This window comes from Micromonospora sp. WMMD735 (genome assembly GCF_049178995.1).
In the GTDB taxonomy this organism is placed as follows: domain Bacteria; phylum Actinomycetota; class Actinomycetes; order Mycobacteriales; family Micromonosporaceae; genus Micromonospora; species Micromonospora wenchangensis.
Window position 1 is genome coordinate 6,157,217 of the sequence record NZ_JBMHMJ010000002.1, and the last position, 22,323, is coordinate 6,179,539.

Sequence of the window (22,323 nt, forward strand, 5' to 3'; positions counted from 1 at the left end):
GGAGCGTCGCCCGCTGGCCGGTGATCAAGAGGTTTGCGTCACCTTCCCAGGCAAAGATGACGCAAACTTCTTGATCACCGCGGACGCGGACGGGGGCGGACGGGGACGGGGGCGGGGGCGGGGCGGGGTCAGAGGAGGGTGGGGACGGTGGTGCTGATCGGGGTGGGGAGCACGGTGGGGACGTCGGCGCGTAGCGCCTCGGTGAGCGCGTCGGCCAGGTCGGGCAGCGCGTCGACGACGCGGGTGGCGCAGCCGTAGCCCCGGGCGATGGCGGTGAGGTCGAGGCCCGGCAGGTCCAGTCCGGGCACCCCCGGGGTGGACTTCAGCTCGGCGAACGCCTTGAGGATGGCGTACTGCTGGTTCACCGGGACCAGCACGACCACCGGCAGCCGCAGCCGCGCGGCCGTCCACAACGCCTGCACGGAGTAGTGGAAGGAACCGTCCCCGATCACCGCGACCACCGGCCGGCCCCGCCCGGTGTCCCGCTCGGCGAGGGCGATACCCACGGCGGCCGGCAGCCCGTAGCCGAGTCCGCCGCTGGCCATGGTGAAGTACGACGCCGGGCGAGTCACCGGAAGCCGACGACGCAGCGCGGCGAGGTTCGACGGTGACTCCTGCACCAGCACCCCGTCGGCGGGCCAGCAGGCGGCCAGCGCGGCGAAGAGCGCGTCCGCGTCGGGCGGGTCGCCGGTTCCTGGCGGCTCCGGCGTCGGGCGGGGTGGCGGCGTCGGCCGGTCGGCCGCCGGCAGCAGGTCCAGCAGCGCGGCCAGGGTCAACCCTGCGTCACCGAGCAGGCTGTCCCCCACCGGGGCCCGCGCGGCCTCGTCCGCGTCGTCGGTGACGTGCAGCAGCCGGGCCCCGGGCGGCAGGTGGTCGCCGGGCACGTGCGGGTAGTAGCGGAACACCGGCGCGCCGACCACCAGCACCACGTCGTGCCCGGTGAGCTTCTCGGCCAGCGGGGCGATCGCGTACGGCAGCACCCCCCGGTAGTGCGGGTGGTGCTCCGGGAACGCGGCCCGCTCCGGCGCCGGCGCGGACCAGACCGGCGCGGCGAGCCGCTCGGCCACCGCCGCCGCCACCGGCCAGGCGGCGGCCCGGTCCACCGCCGCGCCGAGCACCAGCACCGGGTTGCGGGCGGCGGCGAGCAGCGCGGCGAACTCCCGCAGCCGACGCGGGTCGGGGGCGAACCGGGTGGCCACCGTCCGTACCTGCGGCGGCGGGTCCGCCGGCTGGTGCCAGTCGTCCAGCGGCAGGGAGAGGTAGACCGGGCCGCTCGGCGGTTGCGCCGCCGTGGCGTACGCCCGCATGAACGCCGCCGGGACGTCCTGCGCCCGCACCGGCTCGTGGCTCCACTTCACGTACGGCTGGGGCAGCTCGGTGGGGTGCCGGTTGGCCAGCCGGGGCTCCATCAGCAGCATCTCCCGGCTCTGCTGCCCGGCGGAGACGATCAGCGGCGTCCGGTTGTGCCACGCGGTGACCAGGTTGCCCATGCCGTTGCCGGTGCCCGGGGCGGTGTGCAGGTTGACGTGCGCCGGCCGGCCGGTGGCCTGGGCGTACCCGTCGGCCATGGCGACCGCCGACGCCTCGTGCAGGGCGTGCACGTAGTGGAAGTCGGCCGGGAAGTCCTGGAGGAACGGCTCCTCGGTCGAGCCGGGGTTGCCGAAGACCGTGGTCAGGCCGAGGGCGCGGAGCAGGTCGTAGGTGGTCTCCCGGACGGTCGCCATCGCCCTCCGCCTCCGTGTCCCCGACCCGTCCGGTGTCCGCCGGGACCGGACCCCTGACCTGCCGAATCTAGCGGGCGGCAGCCGGCGATCCGCGCGCTTTACCGGCTATTGCCCTGTCCGGGGCGGGGACGCGTCCGGGGCGTGCGGCGACAGGTCAGGGGAGGGGGAACGGCGTCCGGATGCCGTCCAGCGCGTGCCCGCAGGGGCAGTCGCGGTCGGTCGGCAGGGCGGCCACCGCGTCCAGCAGTACGCCGCGCAGCCGGTCAGTGTTCTCGCCGAAGACCCGGAACACCTCCTCCTGGGTGACCGAGTCGCCCGCCTCCACCCCGGCGTCCAGGTCGGTGACCAGGGCGATGGAGGTGTAGCAGAGGGCCAGTTCGCGGGCGAGCACCGCCTCCGGGTGGCCGGTCATGTTGACCACCGTGCCGCCCATCGCGGCGTACCAGCGGGATTCCGCACGGGTGGAGAAGCGTGGCCCCTCGACCACCACCACCGTGCCGCCGTCGACCGCCGGCACGTCGCGCCCGGCCGCCGCGTCGAGTAGGGTACGCCGCCCGACCGGGCAGTACGGGTCGCCGAACGCCACGTGCACCGCGCCCTGGTCGTAGTAGGTCTGCACCCGGCCGCTGGTGCGGTCGACGAGCTGGTCGGGCACCACGAACGTGCCGGGGCCCAACTCGGGGCGCAGCCCGCCGACGGCGCAGGGGGCGAGCACCTGGCGTACCCCGAGCGACCGCAGCGCCCACAGGTTCGCCCGGTACGGGATCAGGTGCGGAGGGTGGCGGTGATCACGCCCGTGCCGGGGCAGGAACGCCACCGACCGGCCGCCCACGGTGGCGATGGTGAGGACGTCCGAGGGGGCGCCGTAGGGGGTCTCGACCTGGTGTTCCGTGGCGTCGTCGAGGAGCGCGTACAGCCCCGAACCGCCGATCACCGCGATGTCCGCCGTCGGACCCATCGATCCTCCCTCGACCGCCCTCGATCACCTGTCGGTCAGACCTTAGCCACCGCACCGGGTGCAGGCTATGGTGCCAGGCATGGCGGTGAGAGCACAGATGGTCGGTGGTGCCCGGTTGTCGGACCCGGTGCGCGGCTGACGATGTCCGAGACGCAGGGGGAGGGACCGGCGATCAGCGGTCGTGCCGTGGAGTCGATGACCGGGCGGCTGCTGGTCGCGACGCCGGCCCTCAAGGACCCGAACTTCGATCGTACGGTGGTGCTGCTGGTCGCCCACGAGGCCAACGGGGCGCTCGGGGTGGTGCTCAACCGGGCCACCGAGGTGGCCGTCGCGGACGTCCTCGGCGAGTGGAGCGATCTCGCCCGGCATCCGGCGGTGCTCTTCGAGGGCGGCCCGGTGCAGCCGGAGTCGGCGATCTGCCTGGCCCGGATGCGTCATCCGATGCGCCGGCTGAAGGGATTCCAACCGATCTCCGGCGCGGTCGGCACCGTCGACCTGTCCTCCGATCCGGAGCGGATGCGCGACAGCATCGGCGGCATCCGGGTGTTCGCCGGCTACTCCGGCTGGGGGTCCGGGCAACTGGAGCAGGAGATCGAGGACGGCTCCTGGTTCGTGCTCGACGCGCTGCCCGGGGACGCCTTCGTCGACCGCCCGGACGACCTCTGGCCGATGGTGCTGCGCCGACAGGGCGGCATGATGGCGGCCGTCGCACACTTCCCACCGGACGTGGCGTTGAACTGATCCGCCGGGGACCCCCGCGAGATGACCATGCTCGGCCGCGTGTGTATAGTTCTCTCCGTGCCCGGGCGACCGGGGACGACCGCAAGGGGCCGTGGCGCAGCTGGTAGCGCACCACACTGGCAGTGTGGGGGTCAGGGGTTCGAGTCCCCTCGGCTCCACCCTTGAGGCAACAGGTCAGCGGCCTGGTCGAGTATCGACCGGGCCGCTTTTCCGTGTCCGGCCCCGGCTGGCCACACCATCCGGGCCGGGGCAGCGTGCGTCGACGGGCTGACGATGCCGGACACCCCGGCACCGGCTGGGGTCGGTGGCGCGGGGTGGCCGGTCGTCCTGACTCCGCCCGTACCGGGCCGGCCGCCCGCGCGCTGGGGTGTGGGGACCGGCCCGCCTGCCCGGCTGGGGTTGCGGGGGTGGGCGGTCTCCTGCGCCGGGGCCGGCCGCGACGACGGAGGGGCCGTCACGGGTACGGGCGACGGACTGCCGCAGCTTCCGGGGCGCTGGGGTCACCGACGACGGGCTGCTCCGCCACGGGGTGGACAGGAGCGGCCGACGCGGACGGTGTGGCCGGATCCGGGCAGGGTGCGCCGAGGCGCGGAGCTGCCGATCAGAACGGAACGAGGGCCTTGCCCGCGCCGGTGCCGGGGCGGATGGCGGGGAACTCCGGTCCCTTCCAGTGGCCGATCGGCGCGCGGGTGATGGCGGGAACGGCCGCGACGGGCTCTTCCACGCTCATGTCCACTCCCGGGGGCCGGCGGCATCTGGTGGAGAAGCTAGCCGCCGGCACCGGCCCGGTCAACCAGGGGAGACGTATCGTTATCTGCCCGCCGACCTGCGTGTTCGCCGGGCCGGCCAGCGTGCCGACGGCCGGCCGGTGACGCAATGCGAGATAACATTCCGCATCTTGACAGGGGTTTTCGGGCCCCGTACCTTCGCTGCAAGTCGGCGAGGCGTCAGGGTGCTGCTGGGGTGCAGCCCGACCGCCCGAACCGACCGTGACCAGCGTTGCCCGGCCATGCCGTGACGCCGTCTGCGGTTCTCGCGGCCCTGATTGATCCCCTCGAACCGGCAATTCAGGCATTCAGCACCATCACCAAGTCGATGCAGCTCGCGTCGGACCCGCACCGCAGCAGCCAGGCGGTCGTATCCGTCGCGGCAGAGCCGTCCCTTCGTATCCACCGAACGCCCTCATTCCCGCTACCGGCACCGGCGGCGGGAGACGTCGGGGCCACGCGCGAAGCACATAGGAGCATCACGATGAACACACGACGTACCGGTGCGATGGTCGCCCTCGCCGCGCTGCTCTTCACGAGCGCCTGCGGCGGGGCCGAAGGCGCTGCGGACAGCGCGGACGGCACCACGAAGGTCTCCGTCACGACGTTCGGCTGCGAAATCTGGAACACCTGGGCGATCGGGAAGGGCGTCTACGGCAAGCACCGCCTCGACGTCGAGCTGGTCCGCTCCGGAGGTGGCTCGGCGGCGGTCGCCGCAGTGCTCTCCGGGGCGGCCGACTTCGGCTACGTCAACGGCTACACCGCGATCAACGCCTACAACACCGGCTTCCCGATCCAGATGGTCTCCGGGGTGAACGTCAACGCGCTGCCGCCGGCCAAACCCGCGCAGGGCGTCTTCGTCGGCAAGGACTCCCCGATCAAGGCGGCCGCCGACCTCGCCGGCAAGAAGATCGCGGTCAACGAGATCAACGGCATCAACCAGATCGTGACCGCGAGCTGGCTGAAGGCCAACGGGGTCGAGCCGGACAGCGTCAGCTTCGTGGCGCTGCCCTTCACCGAGCAGATCCCCGCCGTGCTCAGTGGACGGGTCGACGCCGCGCAGCTGGGCTACTCGCTGCTGGGCAACAACAACGACAACGTACGCAGCCTGGCCGACCCCTTCGCCAGCAGCGACAAGATCTACATCGCGACCTACGTCGCCGCCAAGAGCTTCGTCGGCAAGGGCGACGCCGCCAAACGCTTCCACGAGGCGATCGCCGAGACCGCGCAGCAGCTCAGCGACCCGGCCAATAAGGACGAGGCGTTCCGGTTGCTCTCCGAGTGCCAGAAGGTGCCGGCGGAGACCCTCGCCGCCCAACCACAGAACGCCCTCGAAGCGGACGTCGACGTCGCCGCGCTGGACCGGATGGCCCAGCAGATGGTCGACCTGAAGATGCTCCCGAAGAAGCCCGACCTGGGGCCCTTCGTCACCGACTTCGCGCGGTCCTGACCTGTCCTGTCGTCCCGGTAGGCGGGCCACCATGAGGGGAGAGGACGTGACATGGCGTCGGACGTCCACGTGATTGACCAGGTCGAGGCGGACGCCCGACCCACCGGCGGGCCCGTCGCGGCCCGCCGGTGGGGCCCCACACCCGACTGGGTGCTGGGAGTGGCGGGCGTGGTGACCATGTTCGTGCTGTGGGACCTGGTGGTCCGGGCCGGGGCGGTCTCGGTGGACTCCCTGCCGTACCCGGTGGACACCCTGCAACGGGCCGGCGAACTGCTCGTCGACGCGACGTTCCTGACCGAGGTGGCGCAGACCCTGTGGGCGTGGCTGCTCGCCATGCTCGTCGCCAGCGCCGTCGGCATTCCGCTGGGGCTGACCCTGGGCTACTTCTCCGCCCTCTACCGGCCGTCGTCCTCGGTGGTGCACGCCGGCCGGTCGATCCCCTCCTCGGCGTTCCTGCCGATCGCCATCCTGATGTTCGGCCTGGGCACCCAGATGAAGGTGTCCCTGGCGATCTACGCGATCTTCTGGCCGATCCTGCTCAACGCGATGTACGGCGTCCGCGACACCGAACCGCTGATGCTGGCCACGGGGCGGAGCATGGGCTGGACGCGTACCCGGCTGCTGACCCGGGTGGTGCTGCCCTCGGCGGCCCCGTCCATCGCCACCGGACTGCGGGTGGCCAGCTCGACGGCGCTCATCGTGGTGCTCTCCGCCGAACTGCTCGGTGCCACCAACGGGGTGGGAACAGTGATCACCACGTACCAGCAGGCGCAGCGACCCGACTTCGTCTATGCGGGGATCCTGCTCGTCGGCCTGCTCGGGATGGGCCTCTACTACGGCTTCAACCTGGTCGAGCGCCTGGTGGTGCCGTGGGGCCAGGCACAGCGGGAGGGTGGACGATGAGTGGGCAGGGGTTGAGCCGGCCGGTGGTCACGTCGGCGCTGGCGGTGGGACGCGGGGTGCGGTCGCTGTGGCTGCTCGCCCTGCTGCTGGTGGTGTGGGAGGTCGCCGCCCGGATGGTGGGCTCCCTGTTCGTACCGCCGGTGTCGCAGATCTTCGCAGCGTTCGTCGACACCTGGCTGTCCGCCTCGCCGTCGTCGCTGTTCCTCAGTTCCCAGTTCCGGGCCGACGTCCTGCCGAGCCTCGTCCGGCTCGGCCTGGGCTACGGCGCGGCGACGGTGCTCGGCGTCGGTCTCGGCATCCTGATCGGGGTGTGGCGGCCGGCCGGCGCGTTCTTCAACCCGCTGATCCGGCTGGGCATGTCGGTGCCGGTCACCGCCCTGCTGCCCATCGCCATCGTGCTGTTCGGCATCACCAGCGGGATGAACGTCTTCCTCATCGCGCTGGGCTGCCTCTGGCCGATCCTGATCAACACCTACGACGGCGTCCGGGGCATCGACCGTACGGTGGTCACCGCCGCCCGGAGCATGCGACTGACCCGGCGGCGCTACTTCCTGCGGGTCCTGCTGCCCGGCGCCAGCCCGGCGATCTTCGCGGGGATGCGGATCAGCATCGGGATCGCGCTGGTCCTGATGGTGATCTCCGAGCTGTACGCCGCCACGGCCGGCCTCGGGTTCTACATCGTGAGCCAGCAGCGGCTGTTCCAGTTCCCGCAGCTCTGGTCGGCGATCGTCCTGCTGGCGCTGCTGGGCATCCTCTTCAACGCCGTCTTCGCCCTGGTCGAGCGGGTGCTGCTGCGGTGGCACCGCAACGTGCGCCCCGACAGCGCGGAAAGCCACTGACCCGACACCACGTAGGAGCCCCGGATGAACCCCGTGACGACCCGACCGCACCAGCCCGGTGCCGCCCTCGACACCCCCGTGCTCGACGTGCAGGAGTTGAGCAAGTCCTACCGGTCCCGCAAGGGCGACGTGCCCGCCGTACGCAGCATCGAGTTCGCCGTCCACGCCGGCCAGTTCGTGTCGGTGGTGGGGCCCTCCGGCTGCGGCAAGACCACCCTGATGATGTGCATCGCCGGGCTGCTGCCCATCTCCGGCGGCGCGGTCATGTTCCGGGGAGAACGCATGTCCGGCCCCCGCGACGGCGTGGCGGTCGTCTTCCAGGACTACAGCCGCTCGCTGTTCCCCTGGTTGACCGTCGAGAAGAACGTCGCCCTCCCGCTGCGCGACCGGGGCCTGCCCCGCACCGAGATCCGGCAGCGGGTGCAGGAGTCGCTGGAGATGGTCGGCCTGGCCCACGCCGCCGGGTTGCACCCGTGGCAGCTCTCCGGCGGCATGCAGCAGCGGGTCGCCATCGCCCGGGGGCTCGCCGTCCGGCCGGAAATGCTGATCATGGACGAGCCGTTCGCCTCGGTGGACGCCCAGACCCGGGCCAGCCTGGAGGACCTGCTGCTCAAGGTCTGGGCGGAGACCGGTACGACGGTGCTGTTCGTGACTCACGACATCGACGAGGCGGTGTACCTGTCCGACCGGGTGGTCGTACTGTCCCAGGGCCCGTCGGTCGTCGTGGCGGACCTGCCGGTCACCCTCGACCGGCCCCGCGACCAGATCGCGACCAAGCAGACCCCGCTCTTCGGGGAACTCCGCGAGCACGTCTACTCCCTGGTCATGGCCTCGCAGCGGCGGACCTCCCTGTCAGGGGAGCCGAGCTGACCGGGTGAACCGGGCCGCGCTGACGCGGCTACGGGCGGGACGGGCCCCTCAGGACCCGTCCCGCCCTTCTGTAGCGCTCTACTGCTCAGGATGCGCTAGGACTCGCCATGCGAGAACGACCGGTTCAGGGCCTGGGTGCTGGAGCTGAGCTGCGGACAAACTTCCCGTCTGACGCTTCCCCGACTCGCTGAGGCGACAGCTGACGACTGTAGATCTGGATCACATCGTCGGTGTCCCGGAAGATGATGATGTAGGACGTTCCATCGATTCCGGTCACTGCGGTCATGGTCGGGTCGGTCGCTGCATTTTCGGCTTTGTCGGGGTTCGGGTTCAATGGCTGCCACTGACCCCAGTTCGACGATCCCGGTGCCGTTTCGAAGATGTGTTGCAGCGTATTGTCATCTCGACGAACGACGATGGCGGTACGGCCGGACGGTGGGTCCAGAATAGTGTCGGGTGATCCGATGGCAGTGAGGCTTCCCACCTGTTGCCAGGTTGTGGGCCAGGTGCCGTCCAGGTTCTGGAACTTGGTCGAGATGTGACCGCTGGCGTCACGGATCACGATGCGCAGGCGATGCGCGGTCGAGAGCAACGCCGCCGGTGTTCCCTCTGCGGTACCACCCAGATCAGTCCAGCTCGATAGCGCGCCATCGGCGAAATACAGGGCTGTCTTTACCGTGCCGGTGGCGCTGACCGCCACCAGTCGGGCATCCTCGCCGTCCTTGACTGGAGCCCGGACCGGAGATTCCCGGTTGAGGTGGATCCGACGGTGGGTCCGCCGGTCAGCGGCGTGGGTGCCGACAGCAGCATGTACGTGCACGGGGGATCGTCGACCGTCGGTGGGCAGGACCTGCTGGTGGGCCGCTCGGGTGGGTCCAATGCCGCTGCTTATCTCAAGTTCGGCGGCCTGGTTGGCCAACTACAGAACCACACGATCCACGGCGTGGCCCTGTCTGCGGTCAACTTTGACGCTGCATCGTGCCGATCGCGTCAGGTGACCGTGCATCCGGTGACGGAGTCGTGGTCGGCCAGTACGGGTTACTCGTATCCGGGCCCGTCAGTAGGTGGCGCATTGGCTAGCCGGTCGTTCGCCCACGGGTACATCGGGCTGGGGCAGTCGCAGTCAGCATGTCCGGCCGCTGGTGAGATGTTCGACCTGGGGAAGGCTGGCAGAGACCTGGTGCAGCGGTGGGTGAATGGCCAGCAGACCAACTACGGGCTCTCGCTTCGCGCTTCGACGACGGATGCCTCGGCCTGGAAGAAGTTTGCTGGAACCAGCACCGCTAACGCGCCGAAGCTCTACGTGACGCACTCGCCCTACAATGCGGCATACGCGATCCCGAAGCCGACTCCCGAGCCACCGGTGCTGCGGAACCAGGACGGCAACGTCAAGATCACCGCCACCAACCTCAGCGCCGAACCGTGGTCGCCCGGCAACTACTATCTGGCCTACCGTGCGTACAACGCGGAGACCGGCGCCGCGGTGGTCCAGCAGCGCGCTGCGAACCTGTCGACCACCATCGCCCGCGGGGCGAAAGTGACGCTGGATGCGACCATCAAAGCCCTGCCGCCCGGAACGTATTTCCTGGATTTCACGATGGTGCGTACCGGCGGTGCGGTCTTCACCGACCACCAGGTGCCACCGGGTCGGATCGTGCTTCAGGTGTTCGACGTTCCACCGGTGGTGCAGGAACTCTATCCAGGCAACGGCTATCAAGCGCCGACGCTGACTCCACTGCTCTGGGCACGGGCCGTCGATTCCGACGCCGCCCCCGGAGCAACGCTGTCGTTCAAGTTCGAGATCTGCGACCGTACCGATGCGGGAGAGGCGGCGAACTGCACCAACTCGGGCTACGGCGCGAATCCCTCGTGGGTGGTGCCGGCCGGCCGGCTGTCATGGACCAAGAGCTACCTGTGGCGCACGTTCGTCAAGGATGGCGCTAACGAGGTCATGTCGGCGGACTCCGTGCTTCTGACCTCGGTGCCGCAGCCTGACCTGATCTCCCGCATCGCGGGGTCTCCCGATGCGGAGCAGGGCCGCGAATTCGACGCGCAGTACGGCAACTTCACTACCTCGGCGGTCGACGCCACGGTGGTGACGGTGGGCCCCGAACTGAACCTGCTGCGCACCTACAACAGCTTGGACCCGCGGCCCTCGGCCGTCTTCGGTGCGGGATGGTCCAGCCGGTACGACATGAAACTGGCGTCTGACGACGACGGATCAGGCAATGTGGTGGTCCGCTACCCCGATGGGCAGGAGGTGCGCTTCGGAAGGAACCCGGACGGCACCTTTGCCGCACCATCCGGCCGGGTCGCGCAGCTCACCGTCGACAGCACCAGTTGGACGCTTCGGGACCGCTCAGGCACCACCTACCGATTCTCCCTGGGCGGAAGACTAGCGAAGATCACCGACATCTCGGCCCGGTCGGTCGTGCTCAGCTATGACCTGGCCGGCAAGCTGACCAAGGCGCAGGTCTCGAACAGCGCGAGCAACACCGCAGGACGAGCGCTGTACTTCACCTGGACCGGTGCGCACATCACCACGGTCAAGACCGATGTGGTGAACGGTGCCGCGCTCGTCTGGTCCTACGAGTACACAGGTGACCTCCTCACCAAGGTCTGCTCTCCGACCTTGGCGTGCACGAGCTACGACTACGCCGCAGGGTCGCACTACCGCTCCGCAGTACTAGATGCCCGTCCCGACTCGTACTACCGTCTCGGCGAGGAGCAGGGGACCGGCGCGGGTAGCGACATCGCGATCAACCTCGGTAAGGACGCCGGGACCTACAAGAACGCGACTCTGGCGCAGCCCGGGGTCATCGAGGGAACCAGCAATACCGCGGCGGCGTTCAACGGTGTGTCCTCGTACGTCGAGCTTCCGAAGGGATCGCTCAAGAAGAGCCGGGACGCCGCGGTGGAGCTCTGGTTCAAGATCGGTCTTACCCAGACCGGCGGTCCGCTTCTGGGATATCAGGACGCAGCGGTCGGTGCGACCGCGACCAGCGGCGTGCCGGTGCTCTACACGGGTACTGACGGACGACTACGCGGACAGTTCGCCGGCGGCAGTATCGGTCCTGTCACGTCGGTTTACCCCGTCAACGACAACAAGTGGCACCATGTCGTGCTGTCGGCGATGGGGACCACGCAGACGATGTACCTCGACGGTGTCAAGGTCGCGGATCGTGCCGGGCAGACCATCGAGCACTCGTCACTGACGTTCAACCAGATTGGTGCTGCGACGGCCACGTCTCCGACCTCGTGGCCTAGCTGGGGTGGCACCGCCCAGCGGTACTTCGCCGGGGTGATCGACGAGGTGGCGATCTACTCCCGCCCGCTCGGCTCGGAAACCGTGTCGGCGCACTTCCGCTATGCCAAGCCGGCTGCCCAGCAGTTGACGAAGGTGACACTGCCCAGCGGCCGGATCGCCAGTCAGGTCGAGTACGACACCGCCACCGACCGGGTCAAGGAGTACACCGACGACAACGGCGGCACCTGGAAGGTCGGGCAACCGGCCATCTACGGCGGCGACACCGATCTGCGGCGCAGCATCCAGGTTCTCGACCCGGCCAATCGACCGTACCTGTACGAGTACGACGCCCTCGCCGGGCGTCTGTTGCGCTCCGGCACGCCCCTGGGCCGGGACACCCGTGCGGAGGACCTGCCAGGGGAGCCCACCACTCCGCCTACCTCGCCTCCCACCCAGGTCTGTACGCAGCCGGACCCGAACGACCCGGCATTCTGCACGATCATCCCGGACTCCTCGGGCGGTCCCATCTTCGTCCACCATTCCACCGAGGGGATGGCGGTCCGGGCCTACTCCTACGACGAGGACGGATATCAGAGCAAGGTCACCAACGAGGACGGTGACTCGGTGGAGATGACCTACGACGACAAGGGGCACCTCGCATCGAGGAAAAGCTGCCGCACCCTCGACCAGTGCCAGACGAGCTACTACACGTACCCGACCAGCATCACCAACCCGTTCGACCCACGGGCTGACCTCGCGATCGAGTCTCGGGACGGGCGGTCGAGCGGCCCCACCGACAACACGTACCGTACGTCGTTCACCTATCACCCCAACGGCCAGTTGATGGCGCAGACCAACCCTGACGGCAGCGTCGTCAGGCACACGTACACCGACGGCCTGGAATTCGGGTACGGCGGCGGATTCCAGCCTGCCGGGCTTCTGAAAGCCAGCACCGACGGCCGTGGCAAGATCACCATGAACGCGTACTACAGCAATGGCGACCTTGCTCAGGTGACCGAGCCCTCCGGTCTGGTCACGACCTACACCTATGACGCCCTCGGACGGCGGCTCACCGAGAAGATCGTCTCGGACAGCTACCCCGCGGGTGTCATCACCAGCTACACCTACGACAGCCAGTCGCGAGTAGCGACCATCACCGCGCCTGCGACCACGGACGTCATTTCCGGAGTCCGTCACCAGGCCCGCGTCACCAACGACTACGACCCGGACGGCAACGTCGTCAAGGTCACCACCTCAGACGTGTTGGGCGGCGACCCGGACCGGGTCAGCACGACCGAGTACGACGAGTACAACCGACCCGTCCTGGTCGTCGATGCGGAGGGCAAGGAGACCAGCTACGGCTACGACCGTTTCGGCAACCGGACGTCGATGGTCGATGCCAACGGCAACCGGTACGACTGGGCGTACACCGCACAGAACAAGGTTGCCGAGGTACGGCTGAGGGACTGGCGTAGTGACCCGGAAGGGGCGCCGGGCACCGGCACCGGCGACTACCTGGTCCTGCACCGCTACATCTACGACTTCGCCGGCAGGCTCGCCAGTGACACCGACGCCATGGGTCGTCGGCTGGAGTACCAGTACTACCGGGACGACCTGTTGCAGAAGGTCACCCTGAAGGACTTCCACAACCCCGACGGCAGCAAGCGCGACTACGTCGTCGAGGAGAACACCTACGACGGGGCCGGCCATCTGACGCGGAAGGCGGAGGCGAACGGTACCCAGGTCACCCAACACGCCTACGACCGCGCCGGAAAGCTCACCAGCACCGTCGTGGATCCCGGAGGGCTCGCCCGGACGAACACCTTCGCCTACGACGGCAATGGCAACACCACCCGGACCACCCGCACCGGAAAGACGTCCAACCTTCCCTGGTTCGTTTTGCTCGGTGTCACGGAGACTGTCGACTACACCTACGACGACGCGGGAAATCTGCTCACCGAGAAGATCATCGGCGACGGATCGCGAACCCGGCTCACCAGCTACACCTATGACCAACGTGGCCTGCGTACCTCCGCCACCGATCCGCGTGGAAACGTGACCGGTGCGGACAAGGCGGCGTTCACCACCACCTACCGGTACGACGAAGTCGGCCAGCAGGTGGGGGCGACCGGTCCGGCCGTCGCCACCGAGAGCAACGGCCAGACGCCCGTCACCGCCAGAGCCGACACCGCGATCGGCTACAACGCCTTCGGCGAAGCGACCGCCACGAGAGATCCGCGTGGTCAGATCTCCCGCACCGAGTACGACAACCTGGGACGCCCGGTCAAAGCAATCGCGCCCACCTATCTGCCCCCGGGTGTCACGGAAACCCTCATCCCGAGCACCCAAACGACGTACGACGGCCTGGGCAACGTCATCGAGCGCATCGACCCCAGCGGCACCACCCGCTTCAGCTACGACCAGCTCAACCGGCTGATCACCCAGGACGAGCCCAACAGCACCAACGACGACCGAGCGGTGACCCGCTACACCTACACCCGCACCGGCGAGACACTGACCGTCACCGGCCCCACCGGGGCGCAGGTTCAGTCCACCTACGACGACCTGGACCGCCAGACGACCCAGACCCGCGTCGAGCGGTATCCGGTCAACCGGAACCTCGTCACCAAGCTGGGCTACGACGACGCCGCGAACCTGACCTCCATCACGTCACCGACCGGCGCGGTCACGAGCAACACTTACAACTCCGTGGGCGACCTCATTCGCACCACTGCCCCGAACGGCGCGGTCACCCACTTTGGATACGACTACTTCGGGCGGAAGGTCCGGGTTTCCGACGGGCTGGGGCGAACCACCCGCGCCAGCTACGACCTGTTCGGCAACCTGACGAGCGACGCCAATCTCAACGCCGACGGGGACGTGCTGCGTACCCAGAGGTACGGGTACGACGAGGCCGGCAACATGGTCTCCTCGAAGGACCCCTACAACGTCGTCACCACCTACGAGTACGACACCGCGAACCGCCTGGTCAGGCAGATCGAACCAGTAACCGACACCGAATCGATCACCACCAGTTTCGGGTACGACGCGGCAGGTAACCGCACCCGCTACACCGACGGACGCGGCAACGCCACCATCTACACCTTCAACACTCTCGGCCTGCCAGAGTCAGCCATCGAGCCAGCCACGAGCAGCCACCCCACCACCCCCGACCGCACCTGGACCGTGGGCTACGACGCCGAAGGCCGCGCCACCCGCATCAGCGCCCCCGGTGAGACCAGCCGCCAGCGCACCTACGACGCCGCCGGACGACTCACCGCCGAAACCGGCTCCGGCGGGGAGTCCACCACCGCCGCCCGCAGCCTCGGCTACGACAAGGCCGGCAGACTCACCAGCGTCAGCGCGCCCACCGGCACGAACACCTACACCTACAACGACCGCGGTGCGGTGCTGTCGACCTCCGGCCCCTCGGGTGCTGCGACCTTCGGCTACGACGACGACGGGCAGATGACCACCAGGACCGACGTCACCGGCACCGCCACCTTCGGCTACGTCAAGGGCCGCCTCACCTCCCTCACCGACTCGATCACCGAACAACGTCAGAACCTGACGTACGACGCCGCAGGCGAGGTGAAGACGATCGACTACGGTGCCGGGCGCATCCGTACCTTCGGCTACGACGACTTGGGCCGGGTCAACAGCGACACCCTGAAGAACGCCGCCAACGCCGTCGTCGCCTCCGTCGCCTACGGCTTCGACCTGAACGGTCATCTGACCAGCAAGGACACCACCGGCACCGCTGGTGCCGGCAACAACACCTACACCTACGACAAAGCCGGCAGGCTCACCGGCTGGACCAGCCCGGCGGGCACCATCACCTAGGCCTGGGATGCCAGCGGCAACCGGATTCGCGCCGGCAGCAAGACCGCCACCTACGACGCACGCAACAGGCTGCTCACCGACGGCGACTACACCTACACCTATTCACCGCGCGGCACGCTCCGGTCGCGCACCAGCTCCGGCCTCAGCGAGCAGTACGCCTTCGACGCCTTCGACCGTCTCACCACCGCCATCACCCAGACGTACCAGTACGACGGCCTGGACCGGGTGGTGTCCCGCACCGGCACCAACTTCACCTATGCCGGTCTCGGCGACGACGTCGTCGCCGATGGCGTCGACTACTTCGCCCGCGGTCCCGCGGACGAACTGCTGGCCACCGGGCAGGGCTCGGACGAGCAGCTCTCACTCACCGACGCCCACGGCGATGTCGTCGCCGCGTTCGATCCCGCCAACACCAGCCTGACCACGCTGAACGACTCCACCTCGTACGACCCGTTCGGCAAGAAGATCACCAGCACCGGAGACACCGGCAACCTCGGCTTCCAGGGTGACTGGACCGACCCACAAACCGGTCAGGTCGACATGGGCGCCCGGTGGTACGACCCGGGAACCGGCGCCTTCACCTCCCGCGACAGTGTCGACTACGCCAGCGGTGACTCCATCCTCGCGAACCGGTACGCCTATGCCGCCGGCGCGCCCCTGGACTTCGACGACCCTGACGGTCACTGGCCCAAGTGGCTCAAGCGGGCCGCCCGCTCGGTCAGCAACGGTTACCACGCCGCCACGAACTTCGTCAGCAGCACCGCCTCCTGGGCATGGAACTACGGCACCCGGCTCTGGAACCAGGGAATCTCCGCCCTCAGGTCATTCGGGCAGATGCTCTACAACGGCGCTACCAGGCTCTACAACAAGGCCAAGACCGCCGTCGAGAACACCTACCGCCACATCAAACAAGGCGTCACCAACCTGCGTACCAATGCCACCAACTGGGCCAAAGAACAAGCCCGTGCTGCGGCGCAACGAATATACGAAGCCAAGAAGGCGGTAACCAACGCCGCGAAGGCCGCTGTCCGGCAGGCGATCAAGTTCACCAAGCTACCGGTCGTGGCCGCGCTCACCAAGCCGCTGCTGGCGGGAGTCAAGCTGGTGTCCGGCGGCATCAAGGTCATGGCAAGCGTCGTCGCCGTCACGCAACAGGCCATCCGTGACCCCGACAAGTTCCGGCAGAAGCTGTTCCTCGAAGCAGCTCAACGCCTTGCCCCACTCGTCGAGGGTGCCAACGAGATGTGGGACAAGGCGACCCAGTTCGTCGAGGACCACGCCGCTGAGATCGCCGGCATCGCCGTCGGTGCCGTCGTCGGCATCGGCTGCGGGGCCGCCATCGGCTGGACCGGTGTCGGTGCCGTCGCCTGCGGTGCCCTTGCCGGAGCTGTCGGCTCCGCCGTCACCGGCTACATGAACGGCAAACGCGGGTGGGATCTCGCCGGTGAAACCGCGCTCGGTGGGCTGTTCGGTGCCGCTGGCGGGGTTGCTGGGAATGTCGGCGGCGCGGCCCTCGGTGCAGGGCTCCGCGCTCTGGGCGGAGGAATGAGAGCGGCCGGCGGCAAGGCCGTCAGCGCAGGTCTCGGTGAAGCACGCACCATCGGACGCGGGCTCATGGGCCGGAGCGGCGGCTGCCTCGGCAACAGCTTCACCGCCGACACGAAGGTCCTGATGGCCGATGGCAGCCACAAGCCGATCCGTGACGTGAAGCTTGGCGACAAGGTCCTAGCCACCGATCCCACCACGGGGCGGACCGCGCCGCGAGTAGTCACCGCTCTGATCGTCGGTAGCGGCACCAAGCAACTCGTCGACATCACCGTCACCGTGGATGGCCCCCGGGGCAGCGGCCGCGCCGAGACGATCACCGCCACCGCCGGGCACCCCTTCTGGATCGCCGACCAGCAGCAGTGGCGCGAAGCCAAGGACCTCAAACCCGGTTACACCTTCGAGACCGTCGACCATCGACCAGCAGCCGTAGCGGCCACCCACCACCGCACCCAACCCGAGGTGGTACACAACCTCACCGTCGACACCGTCCACACGTACTATGTGGTGGCCGGTGATACCCCGGTCCTCGTACACAACTGCGGCGAGGTGGCTGTTGATACGAACGCTGTGACGGACGCATTGTCCGGTGCAAAGACCACTGCAGTAGATGCCGCCCTGGCAGGGCGTGCCCCAGTCCTTTCTCCGACTGCTCGGCGTGAACTCCTCGAAGGTGGACACTCTGCAGACGCCATCGGTGGCTGGCTGTCGGAACGAGGAGGACGCATGGGGCCGGCCTCTACCAGTGAAGGCATCGCCTCGCTGCAGTCTCGCCTCAGAGGAATGTGGAAAGGTAAGTCCTTCACCCCGATGATTGCCGACGACGATGCTTCAGTTTTGCATTCCGCGATACAGGACGGATTGTCTATCATTACAAATGACAAAAGGTTCTTTAAGAATATCGAAAGACTCGGATATTTAAGCGAAAGATACTGATTAACTATGTTGAGTGGTGGCTTGCGTAGAGTTCGAGAAATCGTGCTAATGGAGGGCGGTTTAGATGCGTGAAGATGAACTTGAGGAGATCGAGGAGCTTTGCGAAGCGGCCACTCCGGCACCTTGGTTTGTGAGGACGCTGAATGACGAAAATGCCATGAATCTTGTGGCAGTAAGCACTTCTCCTGATACTGGCGTGGCCGAGCGGTGGCCAAGATTCGATCATGGAGAAATGGTTGCCGCAACATTAATTCAGCATCCTCGGTACGTTGATGCTGTCGACGAGCGCTGGGATGAGAACGCGGCTTTCATTGCAATGGCGAGGGAGGCCGTGCCACGTCTTTTGGACGAGGTTCGGCGCCTTCGAGCCTTGCTTGCGGGTGGTGGTAATTTTCGATGAGGTGGTCCGGTGGCGAATACTGAGCTGCTCGCGCGACACGGGACCGTCAACCAACCCCGAAGTCCGCCTCGGAGCTTCTCAAGCCTGAGTCGACCGTGCGCTGAGCTCTGTCCGCTGCAACTTTAGGTGTGTCGGTGGATGTCTCACTCTGAGATGCTTCTATAACTGTCAAGTGGTGCTGGTGGCTGGGTGGGCGCCGTTCAGGGTGCGGAAAGTTGCCGGCTGATGTAGCGCTAGAGGCTGCGCATGATCTCGCGTTTGGTGCGTCCTTCGCGGGTGCGGCGGGTCACGTGGTCGCGGGTGCGAGGGTCGTGGCCAATGCGGACCGGCGCGACGGTGTAGAGCGCTCGGTTGAGGCGTCGGTCGCCGCCGCAGTTGAGCTGGTAGCGGGGTGGTATTGCCTGATGAAGCCGGTAGCGGTGACGCGCCGGCCAGGGCAGCGAACGCGGCTTCGGAGCGAACGCGGCCGGGGTGGGACAAGGCCAGCAGAACGGTGGCGGCGACGACGGCGCCGACACCTGGCAGGGCGAGTAGTTGTGGCGTTTGCGCGGTGACAGCGATGGATCGGCGGGTCGCGGTGCGGATGGCGCGGCAACGCCGGCTCGACGGCGGCCATCGGCTGCGGCTGACCATCGTGATCGCCGAAGGGGCGCTGCGGCAGCAGGTGGGCGGGCCGGAGGTGATGCGCGCCCAGCTCGACCATCTCGACCGGCTGCTGACCGAGCGCCCGGAGCAGATCGAGATCAGGGTGATGCCGTTCACCGCCGGGCGCATCCCGCGCTCGGCGGCCCGTTCCAGATCCTGTCGTTCCCGTCGCCCCGGCTGGCCGACCTGGTCTGGCAGGAGGCGCGCACCTCCAGCGACATTATCGACCAGTCCAGCCGGGTCGCGGACTACGTCGTCACCTTAGCGCGCACGCCGAGGCGCGGAAGCGAGCGTTAAGCTCGGCGGAGTCGCTGGAGCTGATCCGGCGAATCGCCAAGGAGATGACGTGGTGGCTGCTCTCGCCACCCCCGACCGTGGCTGGTTCAAGTCCTCCCGCAGCTCCGACAATGGGGCCTGCGTGGAGGTGCGGTTCGTCGATGGCGCGGTGGACGTCCGCGACACCAAGGACCGCACCGGCCCGGTGCTCGCCTTCGACGGCCGCTCCTGGACCAGCTTCCTGACCGGCCTGGAGGCCGACACCACGAGCTGACCTGCACCCCGAGCCCGGAAGTTACCCCTGCGGCGCTGGCGGCCGGATCCGTTTTGGCCGCAGCCCCGCTCCGGCGGATCGACGTTCTGGGCGGTAGGGCAGGCGCGCTTTCTCGTCGGCTTGGTCGCGCTGTAACCCTGTGGGTCAGATGGATGCCGGGAAGTTGGCCTTGGCTGCGCGGCCCACCAGAGCAGTGAGGGCGGCATCCATCCCGGCTCCGACTAGGCCCCCCGCGATCGGGATGCCCTTGGCCAGGGTGATGGCGGAACGCTGCGTGCCGTACTTGGCGAGAAGCATGAAGCCGACCTGTGCGTTGATCTTCCGAATCACGGTGATCGGGATCGCCTTGATCATTTGGGCGGTCAACTTCGCCCCGACCTTGACTCCCACCCCCTGGAGCGAGCTCGCCAGCGTCCCGCCTGCCGTGGTGAGAAAGATGAAGGTCTGGACGTGCGGATCCGAGATGTCGTAACCCCGCAGGTACGCGATCGACCCGACGAGTCGTGCGTTGATCACCAGTGACCCGGCGATGTTCGCGGGGAGGGTGACGGGCATGGCCACGAAACCGCCCAGTCCGGTGACGAAACCGTTCGTCGACGCCGCAGCCACCGACTCCTTGATCACCCGCTCGATCACCCGCTCGATCGCCGCTTCGCTCGCACGGTCGCGCAGGGGCACCCCGTCGGGATCGATGATCGAGCCTGCTGTGGCCGGGAAGGCCTTGCTGAGGCGGGCCTCCGCGTAGGGGATCGACCCGGTGATCGGGCCGACGCCATCCTGGATGACCTTCACGGTCAGGTTCTGGAAGTGGCGGGCTATCGCGTTGGAAGGGCCCTCGCTGTGCTCGTTCGCGTCCATCGTTACTCCGTTCCTGGCCGACAGATCAGCCGGCCGGTGACCAGGTGCAGGGTCGCACCGGTGCAGGCGTCGACCACTGGACGTACGTATGATCCACATAGGAATTTCCAGATCATCGGTTCGATCGGCTAACCGACAGACCCGGTCCGATGCGGCCTGCTCGCACACGTGCCGAGACGATCACCGCTACCGCCGGGCACCCCTTCTGGGTCGCCGACCAGCAGCAATGGCGCGAAGCCAAGGATCTCAAGCCCGGCTACACCTTCGAGACCGCCGACCATCGACCAGCAGCCGTAGCGGCCACACACCACCGCACCCAACCCGAGGTGGTACACAACCTCACCGTCGACACCCTCCACACGTACTATGTGCTCGCCGGCAAAGAGCCGGTGCTGGTCCACAACAACAACGGCTGTGATCTCGCAGATATCGCGGCAACCCATCGGGTTAACGCGAACAATGGACTGGGGGTCAAAGGCGGGACGAACATCGCTGTGAGGCGTTCAATGATCGATGGGCAATCGCCCGCGACCGGCATTGCGACGAGCGGTAGGCATGTGAACCCGGGAGAGGTGGGCATGCCAACCAGCAGGCAATTCACGCCGCCCAACCCTTCCCGGGCATACGACCCGGAGGTGATCCTGCTTGAAGACCTTGCTCAAGGTCTGGACTTCAAATCGACTGGCGCTGTCCATATCTATTCTGAGCGGACTGTTTGTCCCAGTCGCGGCGACGTAATAGATCAATTTCAAGCGAAATTCCCTGGCGTCAAGGTGCACGTGCAAACTGGCGAGGACTGAATCATGCATAAGGTTGCCGAACTCGCGAATTTGATTCGGCAGGAGAGTCTGAATGGCGTTCTTGGCATTACGCAAGAGCAAATTTCCGAGATCCAAGACGCCTGGGGTGTCCCGAGGCTTCCGCCGGCGTACGTTGAGTTCCTCGCCCTCATGGGAGCGCGCGCAGGTAGGATGCTTCGCGGTACGGACGCCTTCTATCCGGTCTTGCTCCGTATCAAAGAGTGGGCCAACGACTTCTTTGACGAGAACGCCGACGTCATTTCGCTTCCAAAAAGTGCAGTAGTATTTGCGATGCATCAAGGTTGCCTTGCGTACTGCATGTCTGACGTTTCGGTACCCGATCCGGAGGTTATTCTGTACTCCGAAGCCGTCTCGATGCCGCTGCGGGTGTGGCCGACATTCACCGCATTCCTTAATTCACATTATTTAGATGAGCCTGGGGTCAAATAGGCATTCGGTCAACATAAAATATCGCAGCGTCGGGTCCTTGTCGATGCAAGGCGACCTTTAGGATTCTTTTTTGAGATTAATTGAGCATTGGTAAATCATCATAGATTTGCGAAGATCGCACGCCGAGTCGGAGGTTGGGAAGATTTCGTGCAGCCCAGGTGTATTCGCGGAATTGCGCGTGATCTGGGTGTGGAAATGTACTGCAGGCTTCCCGCGAGATGGGTATCCGTGGCGTTGGAGGGCTTGGGTGGCTGCCGGCGTGCGGCTACGTTGCTGTCGCGGCCGATGTCATTCGATCATGTGCATTCATGCATGTCGATGTTTGGCCGGATGGGGTCGCTGAGTGTCGGATGGCTATGTTCGGTCTGCGGCCAATACATGGGAAAATTCGAGCGTTGGGCGCGGTGCTGTCTGGCGTGCGCGCGGGCCGTAGGCCTTGAGCGCGTGCGCGCGGCCCGGCGAATGCCGGGCCGTACTTGATCCTGTATAGCTTTTCTTAGCCAATCGACCGCTGCGGGCTTCGCTGGCGCTAGTACTCCAGCAGGAGATCCGTTTCAGGGCTCGGTGAGGGCTTTTCGGGCGTAGCGGCTGATCTTGGCTTCGGTTTGATGTTGGCGTCGGAAGAGGGACCCCTCGGTCAAACGAAAGACCGAGGTTTACGCCGTACACCGAGTGCCCGCCTGGCGTTATGTGGCCGAGCCGGAGCAGGTGACGGAGTTTGCTGATGCCCTGCCAAGTGTCAGCACGAGGGCGGCAGGAGTAGGTCCTGCCCCGTCAGGGAGCAGGTGGCCGGGTGG

18 protein-coding genes, 1 tRNA gene and 1 pseudogene are annotated in these 22,323 nt (G+C 67.2%); 13 read left to right on the forward strand and 7 right to left on the reverse strand.

All coding sequences use genetic code 11. The annotated features are described in order from the left end of the window. Positions 1-128: 128 nt before the first annotated feature. Together mdlC and ACN268_RS27055 are read right to left on the reverse strand one after the other, a co-directional pair. Positions 129-1,724, reverse strand: a complete 1,596-nt coding sequence (mdlC, locus tag ACN268_RS27050; protein ID WP_421485729.1) for a benzoylformate decarboxylase — start codon at positions 1,722-1,724, stop codon at positions 129-131. A 154-nt stretch (positions 1,725-1,878) separates the two neighbouring features. Continuing rightward, the gene (locus ACN268_RS27055) at positions 1,879-2,682 is read right to left on the reverse strand and encodes an S-methyl-5'-thioadenosine phosphorylase (RefSeq protein ID WP_421485730.1); all 804 of its coding nucleotides are present in this window, start codon (positions 2,680-2,682) and stop codon (positions 1,879-1,881) included. 141 nt (positions 2,683-2,823) lie between these two features. Between ACN268_RS27055 and ACN268_RS27060 the strand changes: the two genes are divergently transcribed. Both ACN268_RS27060 and ACN268_RS27065 read left to right on the forward strand, forming a co-directional pair. Then, entirely contained in the window at positions 2,824-3,423 is a 600-nt protein-coding gene (locus ACN268_RS27060; RefSeq protein ID WP_088642982.1) for a YqgE/AlgH family protein, read from the forward strand. 85 nt (positions 3,424-3,508) lie between these two features. Further along, positions 3,509-3,581 (forward strand) — tRNA-Ala (locus ACN268_RS27065). 443 nt (positions 3,582-4,024) lie between these two features. Here the strand turns inward: ACN268_RS27065 and ACN268_RS27070 are convergent. Continuing rightward, positions 4,025-4,153, reverse strand: a complete 129-nt coding sequence (locus tag ACN268_RS27070; RefSeq protein WP_255553766.1) for a hypothetical protein — start codon at positions 4,151-4,153, stop codon at positions 4,025-4,027. 521 nt (positions 4,154-4,674) lie between these two features. Between ACN268_RS27070 and ACN268_RS27075 the strand changes: the two genes are divergently transcribed. From ACN268_RS27075 to ACN268_RS27090, 4 genes are read left to right on the forward strand one after another with little or no spacing between them, the layout of a single operon-like run. Beyond that, positions 4,675-5,640 carry an ABC transporter substrate-binding protein gene (locus ACN268_RS27075; RefSeq protein WP_421485731.1) on the forward strand — a complete coding sequence of 322 codons (966 nt, stop codon included), beginning with the start codon at positions 4,675-4,677 and terminating at the stop codon, positions 5,638-5,640. A 51-nt stretch (positions 5,641-5,691) separates the two neighbouring features. Beyond that, positions 5,692-6,543: an ABC transporter permease gene (locus tag ACN268_RS27080; protein ID WP_421485732.1), complete on the forward strand. Its 852-nt coding sequence runs from the start codon at positions 5,692-5,694 to the stop codon at positions 6,541-6,543. Continuing rightward, the gene (locus tag ACN268_RS27085; protein WP_421485734.1) at positions 6,540-7,382 is read left to right on the forward strand and encodes an ABC transporter permease; all 843 of its coding nucleotides are present in this window, start codon (positions 6,540-6,542) and stop codon (positions 7,380-7,382) included. Before ACN268_RS27080 ends, ACN268_RS27085 begins: the two co-directional genes overlap by 4 nt. Before the next feature lie 24 nt (positions 7,383-7,406). Continuing rightward, positions 7,407-8,252: an ABC transporter ATP-binding protein gene (locus tag ACN268_RS27090; RefSeq protein ID WP_302740862.1), complete on the forward strand. Its 846-nt coding sequence runs from the start codon at positions 7,407-7,409 to the stop codon at positions 8,250-8,252. 124 nt (positions 8,253-8,376) lie between these two features. Here the strand turns inward: ACN268_RS27090 and ACN268_RS27095 are convergent, their stop codons facing one another. Then, the gene (locus tag ACN268_RS27095; protein ID WP_421485735.1) at positions 8,377-8,952 is read right to left on the reverse strand and encodes a hypothetical protein; all 576 of its coding nucleotides are present in this window, start codon (positions 8,950-8,952) and stop codon (positions 8,377-8,379) included. 57 nt (positions 8,953-9,009) lie between these two features. Here ACN268_RS27095 and ACN268_RS27100 point away from each other — a divergent pair, with 57 nt between their 5' ends. Beyond that, the gene (locus tag ACN268_RS27100; protein ID WP_421485736.1) at positions 9,010-15,342 is read left to right on the forward strand and encodes a LamG-like jellyroll fold domain-containing protein; all 6,333 of its coding nucleotides are present in this window, start codon (positions 9,010-9,012) and stop codon (positions 15,340-15,342) included. Between the two features lie 98 nt (positions 15,343-15,440). Here the strand turns inward: ACN268_RS27100 and ACN268_RS27105 are convergent, their stop codons facing one another. Next, positions 15,441-15,581 (reverse strand): hypothetical protein, encoded by a 141-nt coding sequence (locus tag ACN268_RS27105; RefSeq protein WP_421485737.1) that lies wholly within the window; start codon positions 15,579-15,581, stop codon positions 15,441-15,443. Here ACN268_RS27105 and ACN268_RS27110 point away from each other — a divergent pair. Together ACN268_RS27110 and ACN268_RS27115 are read left to right on the forward strand one after the other, a co-directional pair. Next, the gene (locus ACN268_RS27110; RefSeq protein ID WP_421485738.1) at positions 15,571-17,823 is read left to right on the forward strand and encodes an RHS repeat-associated core domain-containing protein; all 2,253 of its coding nucleotides are present in this window, start codon (positions 15,571-15,573) and stop codon (positions 17,821-17,823) included. The genes ACN268_RS27105 and ACN268_RS27110 overlap by 11 nt on opposite strands. A 64-nt stretch (positions 17,824-17,887) precedes the next feature. Beyond that, a complete protein-coding gene (locus ACN268_RS27115; protein ID WP_204927308.1) occupies positions 17,888-18,223 on the forward strand; it encodes a hypothetical protein in 336 nt (111 codons plus the stop codon). Positions 18,224-18,456: 233 nt separating this feature from the next. Here the strand turns inward: ACN268_RS27115 and ACN268_RS27120 are convergent. Next, a pseudogene (locus ACN268_RS27120) lies at positions 18,457-18,757 on the reverse strand (transposase); the annotation flags it as partial. A 25-nt stretch (positions 18,758-18,782) separates the two neighbouring features. Here ACN268_RS27120 and ACN268_RS27125 point away from each other — a divergent pair. Both ACN268_RS27125 and ACN268_RS27130 read left to right on the forward strand, forming a co-directional pair. Continuing rightward, positions 18,783-19,133: a Scr1 family TA system antitoxin-like transcriptional regulator gene (locus tag ACN268_RS27125; protein ID WP_421485740.1), complete on the forward strand. Its 351-nt coding sequence runs from the start codon at positions 18,783-18,785 to the stop codon at positions 19,131-19,133. An 81-nt stretch (positions 19,134-19,214) separates the two neighbouring features. Next, positions 19,215-19,418 carry a DUF397 domain-containing protein gene (locus ACN268_RS27130; RefSeq protein WP_421485741.1) on the forward strand — a complete coding sequence of 68 codons (204 nt, stop codon included), beginning with the start codon at positions 19,215-19,217 and terminating at the stop codon, positions 19,416-19,418. Positions 19,419-19,562: 144 nt separating this feature from the next. Here the strand turns inward: ACN268_RS27130 and ACN268_RS27135 are convergent, their stop codons facing one another. Further along, positions 19,563-20,276 (reverse strand): EcsC family protein, encoded by a 714-nt coding sequence (locus ACN268_RS27135; protein ID WP_421485742.1) that lies wholly within the window; start codon positions 20,274-20,276, stop codon positions 19,563-19,565. 149 nt (positions 20,277-20,425) lie between these two features. On the opposite strand from ACN268_RS27135, the gene ACN268_RS27140 reads away from it, so the two are divergent. Continuing rightward, a complete protein-coding gene (locus tag ACN268_RS27140) occupies positions 20,426-21,076 on the forward strand; it encodes a polymorphic toxin-type HINT domain-containing protein (protein WP_421485744.1) in 651 nt (216 codons plus the stop codon). A 3-nt stretch (positions 21,077-21,079) separates the two neighbouring features. Then, positions 21,080-21,526 carry an SMI1/KNR4 family protein gene (locus ACN268_RS27145; RefSeq protein ID WP_421485745.1) on the forward strand — a complete coding sequence of 149 codons (447 nt, stop codon included), beginning with the start codon at positions 21,080-21,082 and terminating at the stop codon, positions 21,524-21,526. The last annotated feature ends 797 nt before the right edge of the window (positions 21,527-22,323 follow it).

Bases quoted from the DNA above. Each gene is read 5' to 3' on its own strand.
- mdlC (WP_421485729.1), bottom strand. From the start codon at position 1,724: ATGGCGACCGTCCGGGAGACCACCTACGACCTGCTCCGCGCCCTCGGC.
- ACN268_RS27055 (WP_421485730.1), bottom strand. From the start codon at position 2,682: ATGGGTCCGACGGCGGACATCGCGGTGATCGGCGGTTCGGGGCTGTAC.
- ACN268_RS27060 (WP_088642982.1), top strand. From the start codon at position 2,824: ATGTCCGAGACGCAGGGGGAGGGACCGGCGATCAGCGGTCGTGCCGTG.
- ACN268_RS27070 (WP_255553766.1), bottom strand. From the start codon at position 4,153: ATGAGCGTGGAAGAGCCCGTCGCGGCCGTTCCCGCCATCACCCGCGCG.
- ACN268_RS27075 (WP_421485731.1), top strand. From the start codon at position 4,675: ATGAACACACGACGTACCGGTGCGATGGTCGCCCTCGCCGCGCTGCTC.
- ACN268_RS27080 (WP_421485732.1), top strand. From the start codon at position 5,692: ATGGCGTCGGACGTCCACGTGATTGACCAGGTCGAGGCGGACGCCCGA.
- ACN268_RS27085 (WP_421485734.1), top strand. From the start codon at position 6,540: ATGAGTGGGCAGGGGTTGAGCCGGCCGGTGGTCACGTCGGCGCTGGCG.
- ACN268_RS27090 (WP_302740862.1), top strand. From the start codon at position 7,407: ATGAACCCCGTGACGACCCGACCGCACCAGCCCGGTGCCGCCCTCGAC.
- ACN268_RS27115 (WP_204927308.1), top strand. From the start codon at position 17,888: ATGCGTGAAGATGAACTTGAGGAGATCGAGGAGCTTTGCGAAGCGGCC.
- ACN268_RS27125 (WP_421485740.1), top strand. From the start codon at position 18,783: ATGGATCGGCGGGTCGCGGTGCGGATGGCGCGGCAACGCCGGCTCGAC.
- ACN268_RS27135 (WP_421485742.1), bottom strand. From the start codon at position 20,276: ATGGACGCGAACGAGCACAGCGAGGGCCCTTCCAACGCGATAGCCCGC.
- ACN268_RS27140 (WP_421485744.1), top strand. From the start codon at position 20,426: ATGCGGCCTGCTCGCACACGTGCCGAGACGATCACCGCTACCGCCGGG.
- ACN268_RS27145 (WP_421485745.1), top strand. From the start codon at position 21,080: ATGCATAAGGTTGCCGAACTCGCGAATTTGATTCGGCAGGAGAGTCTG.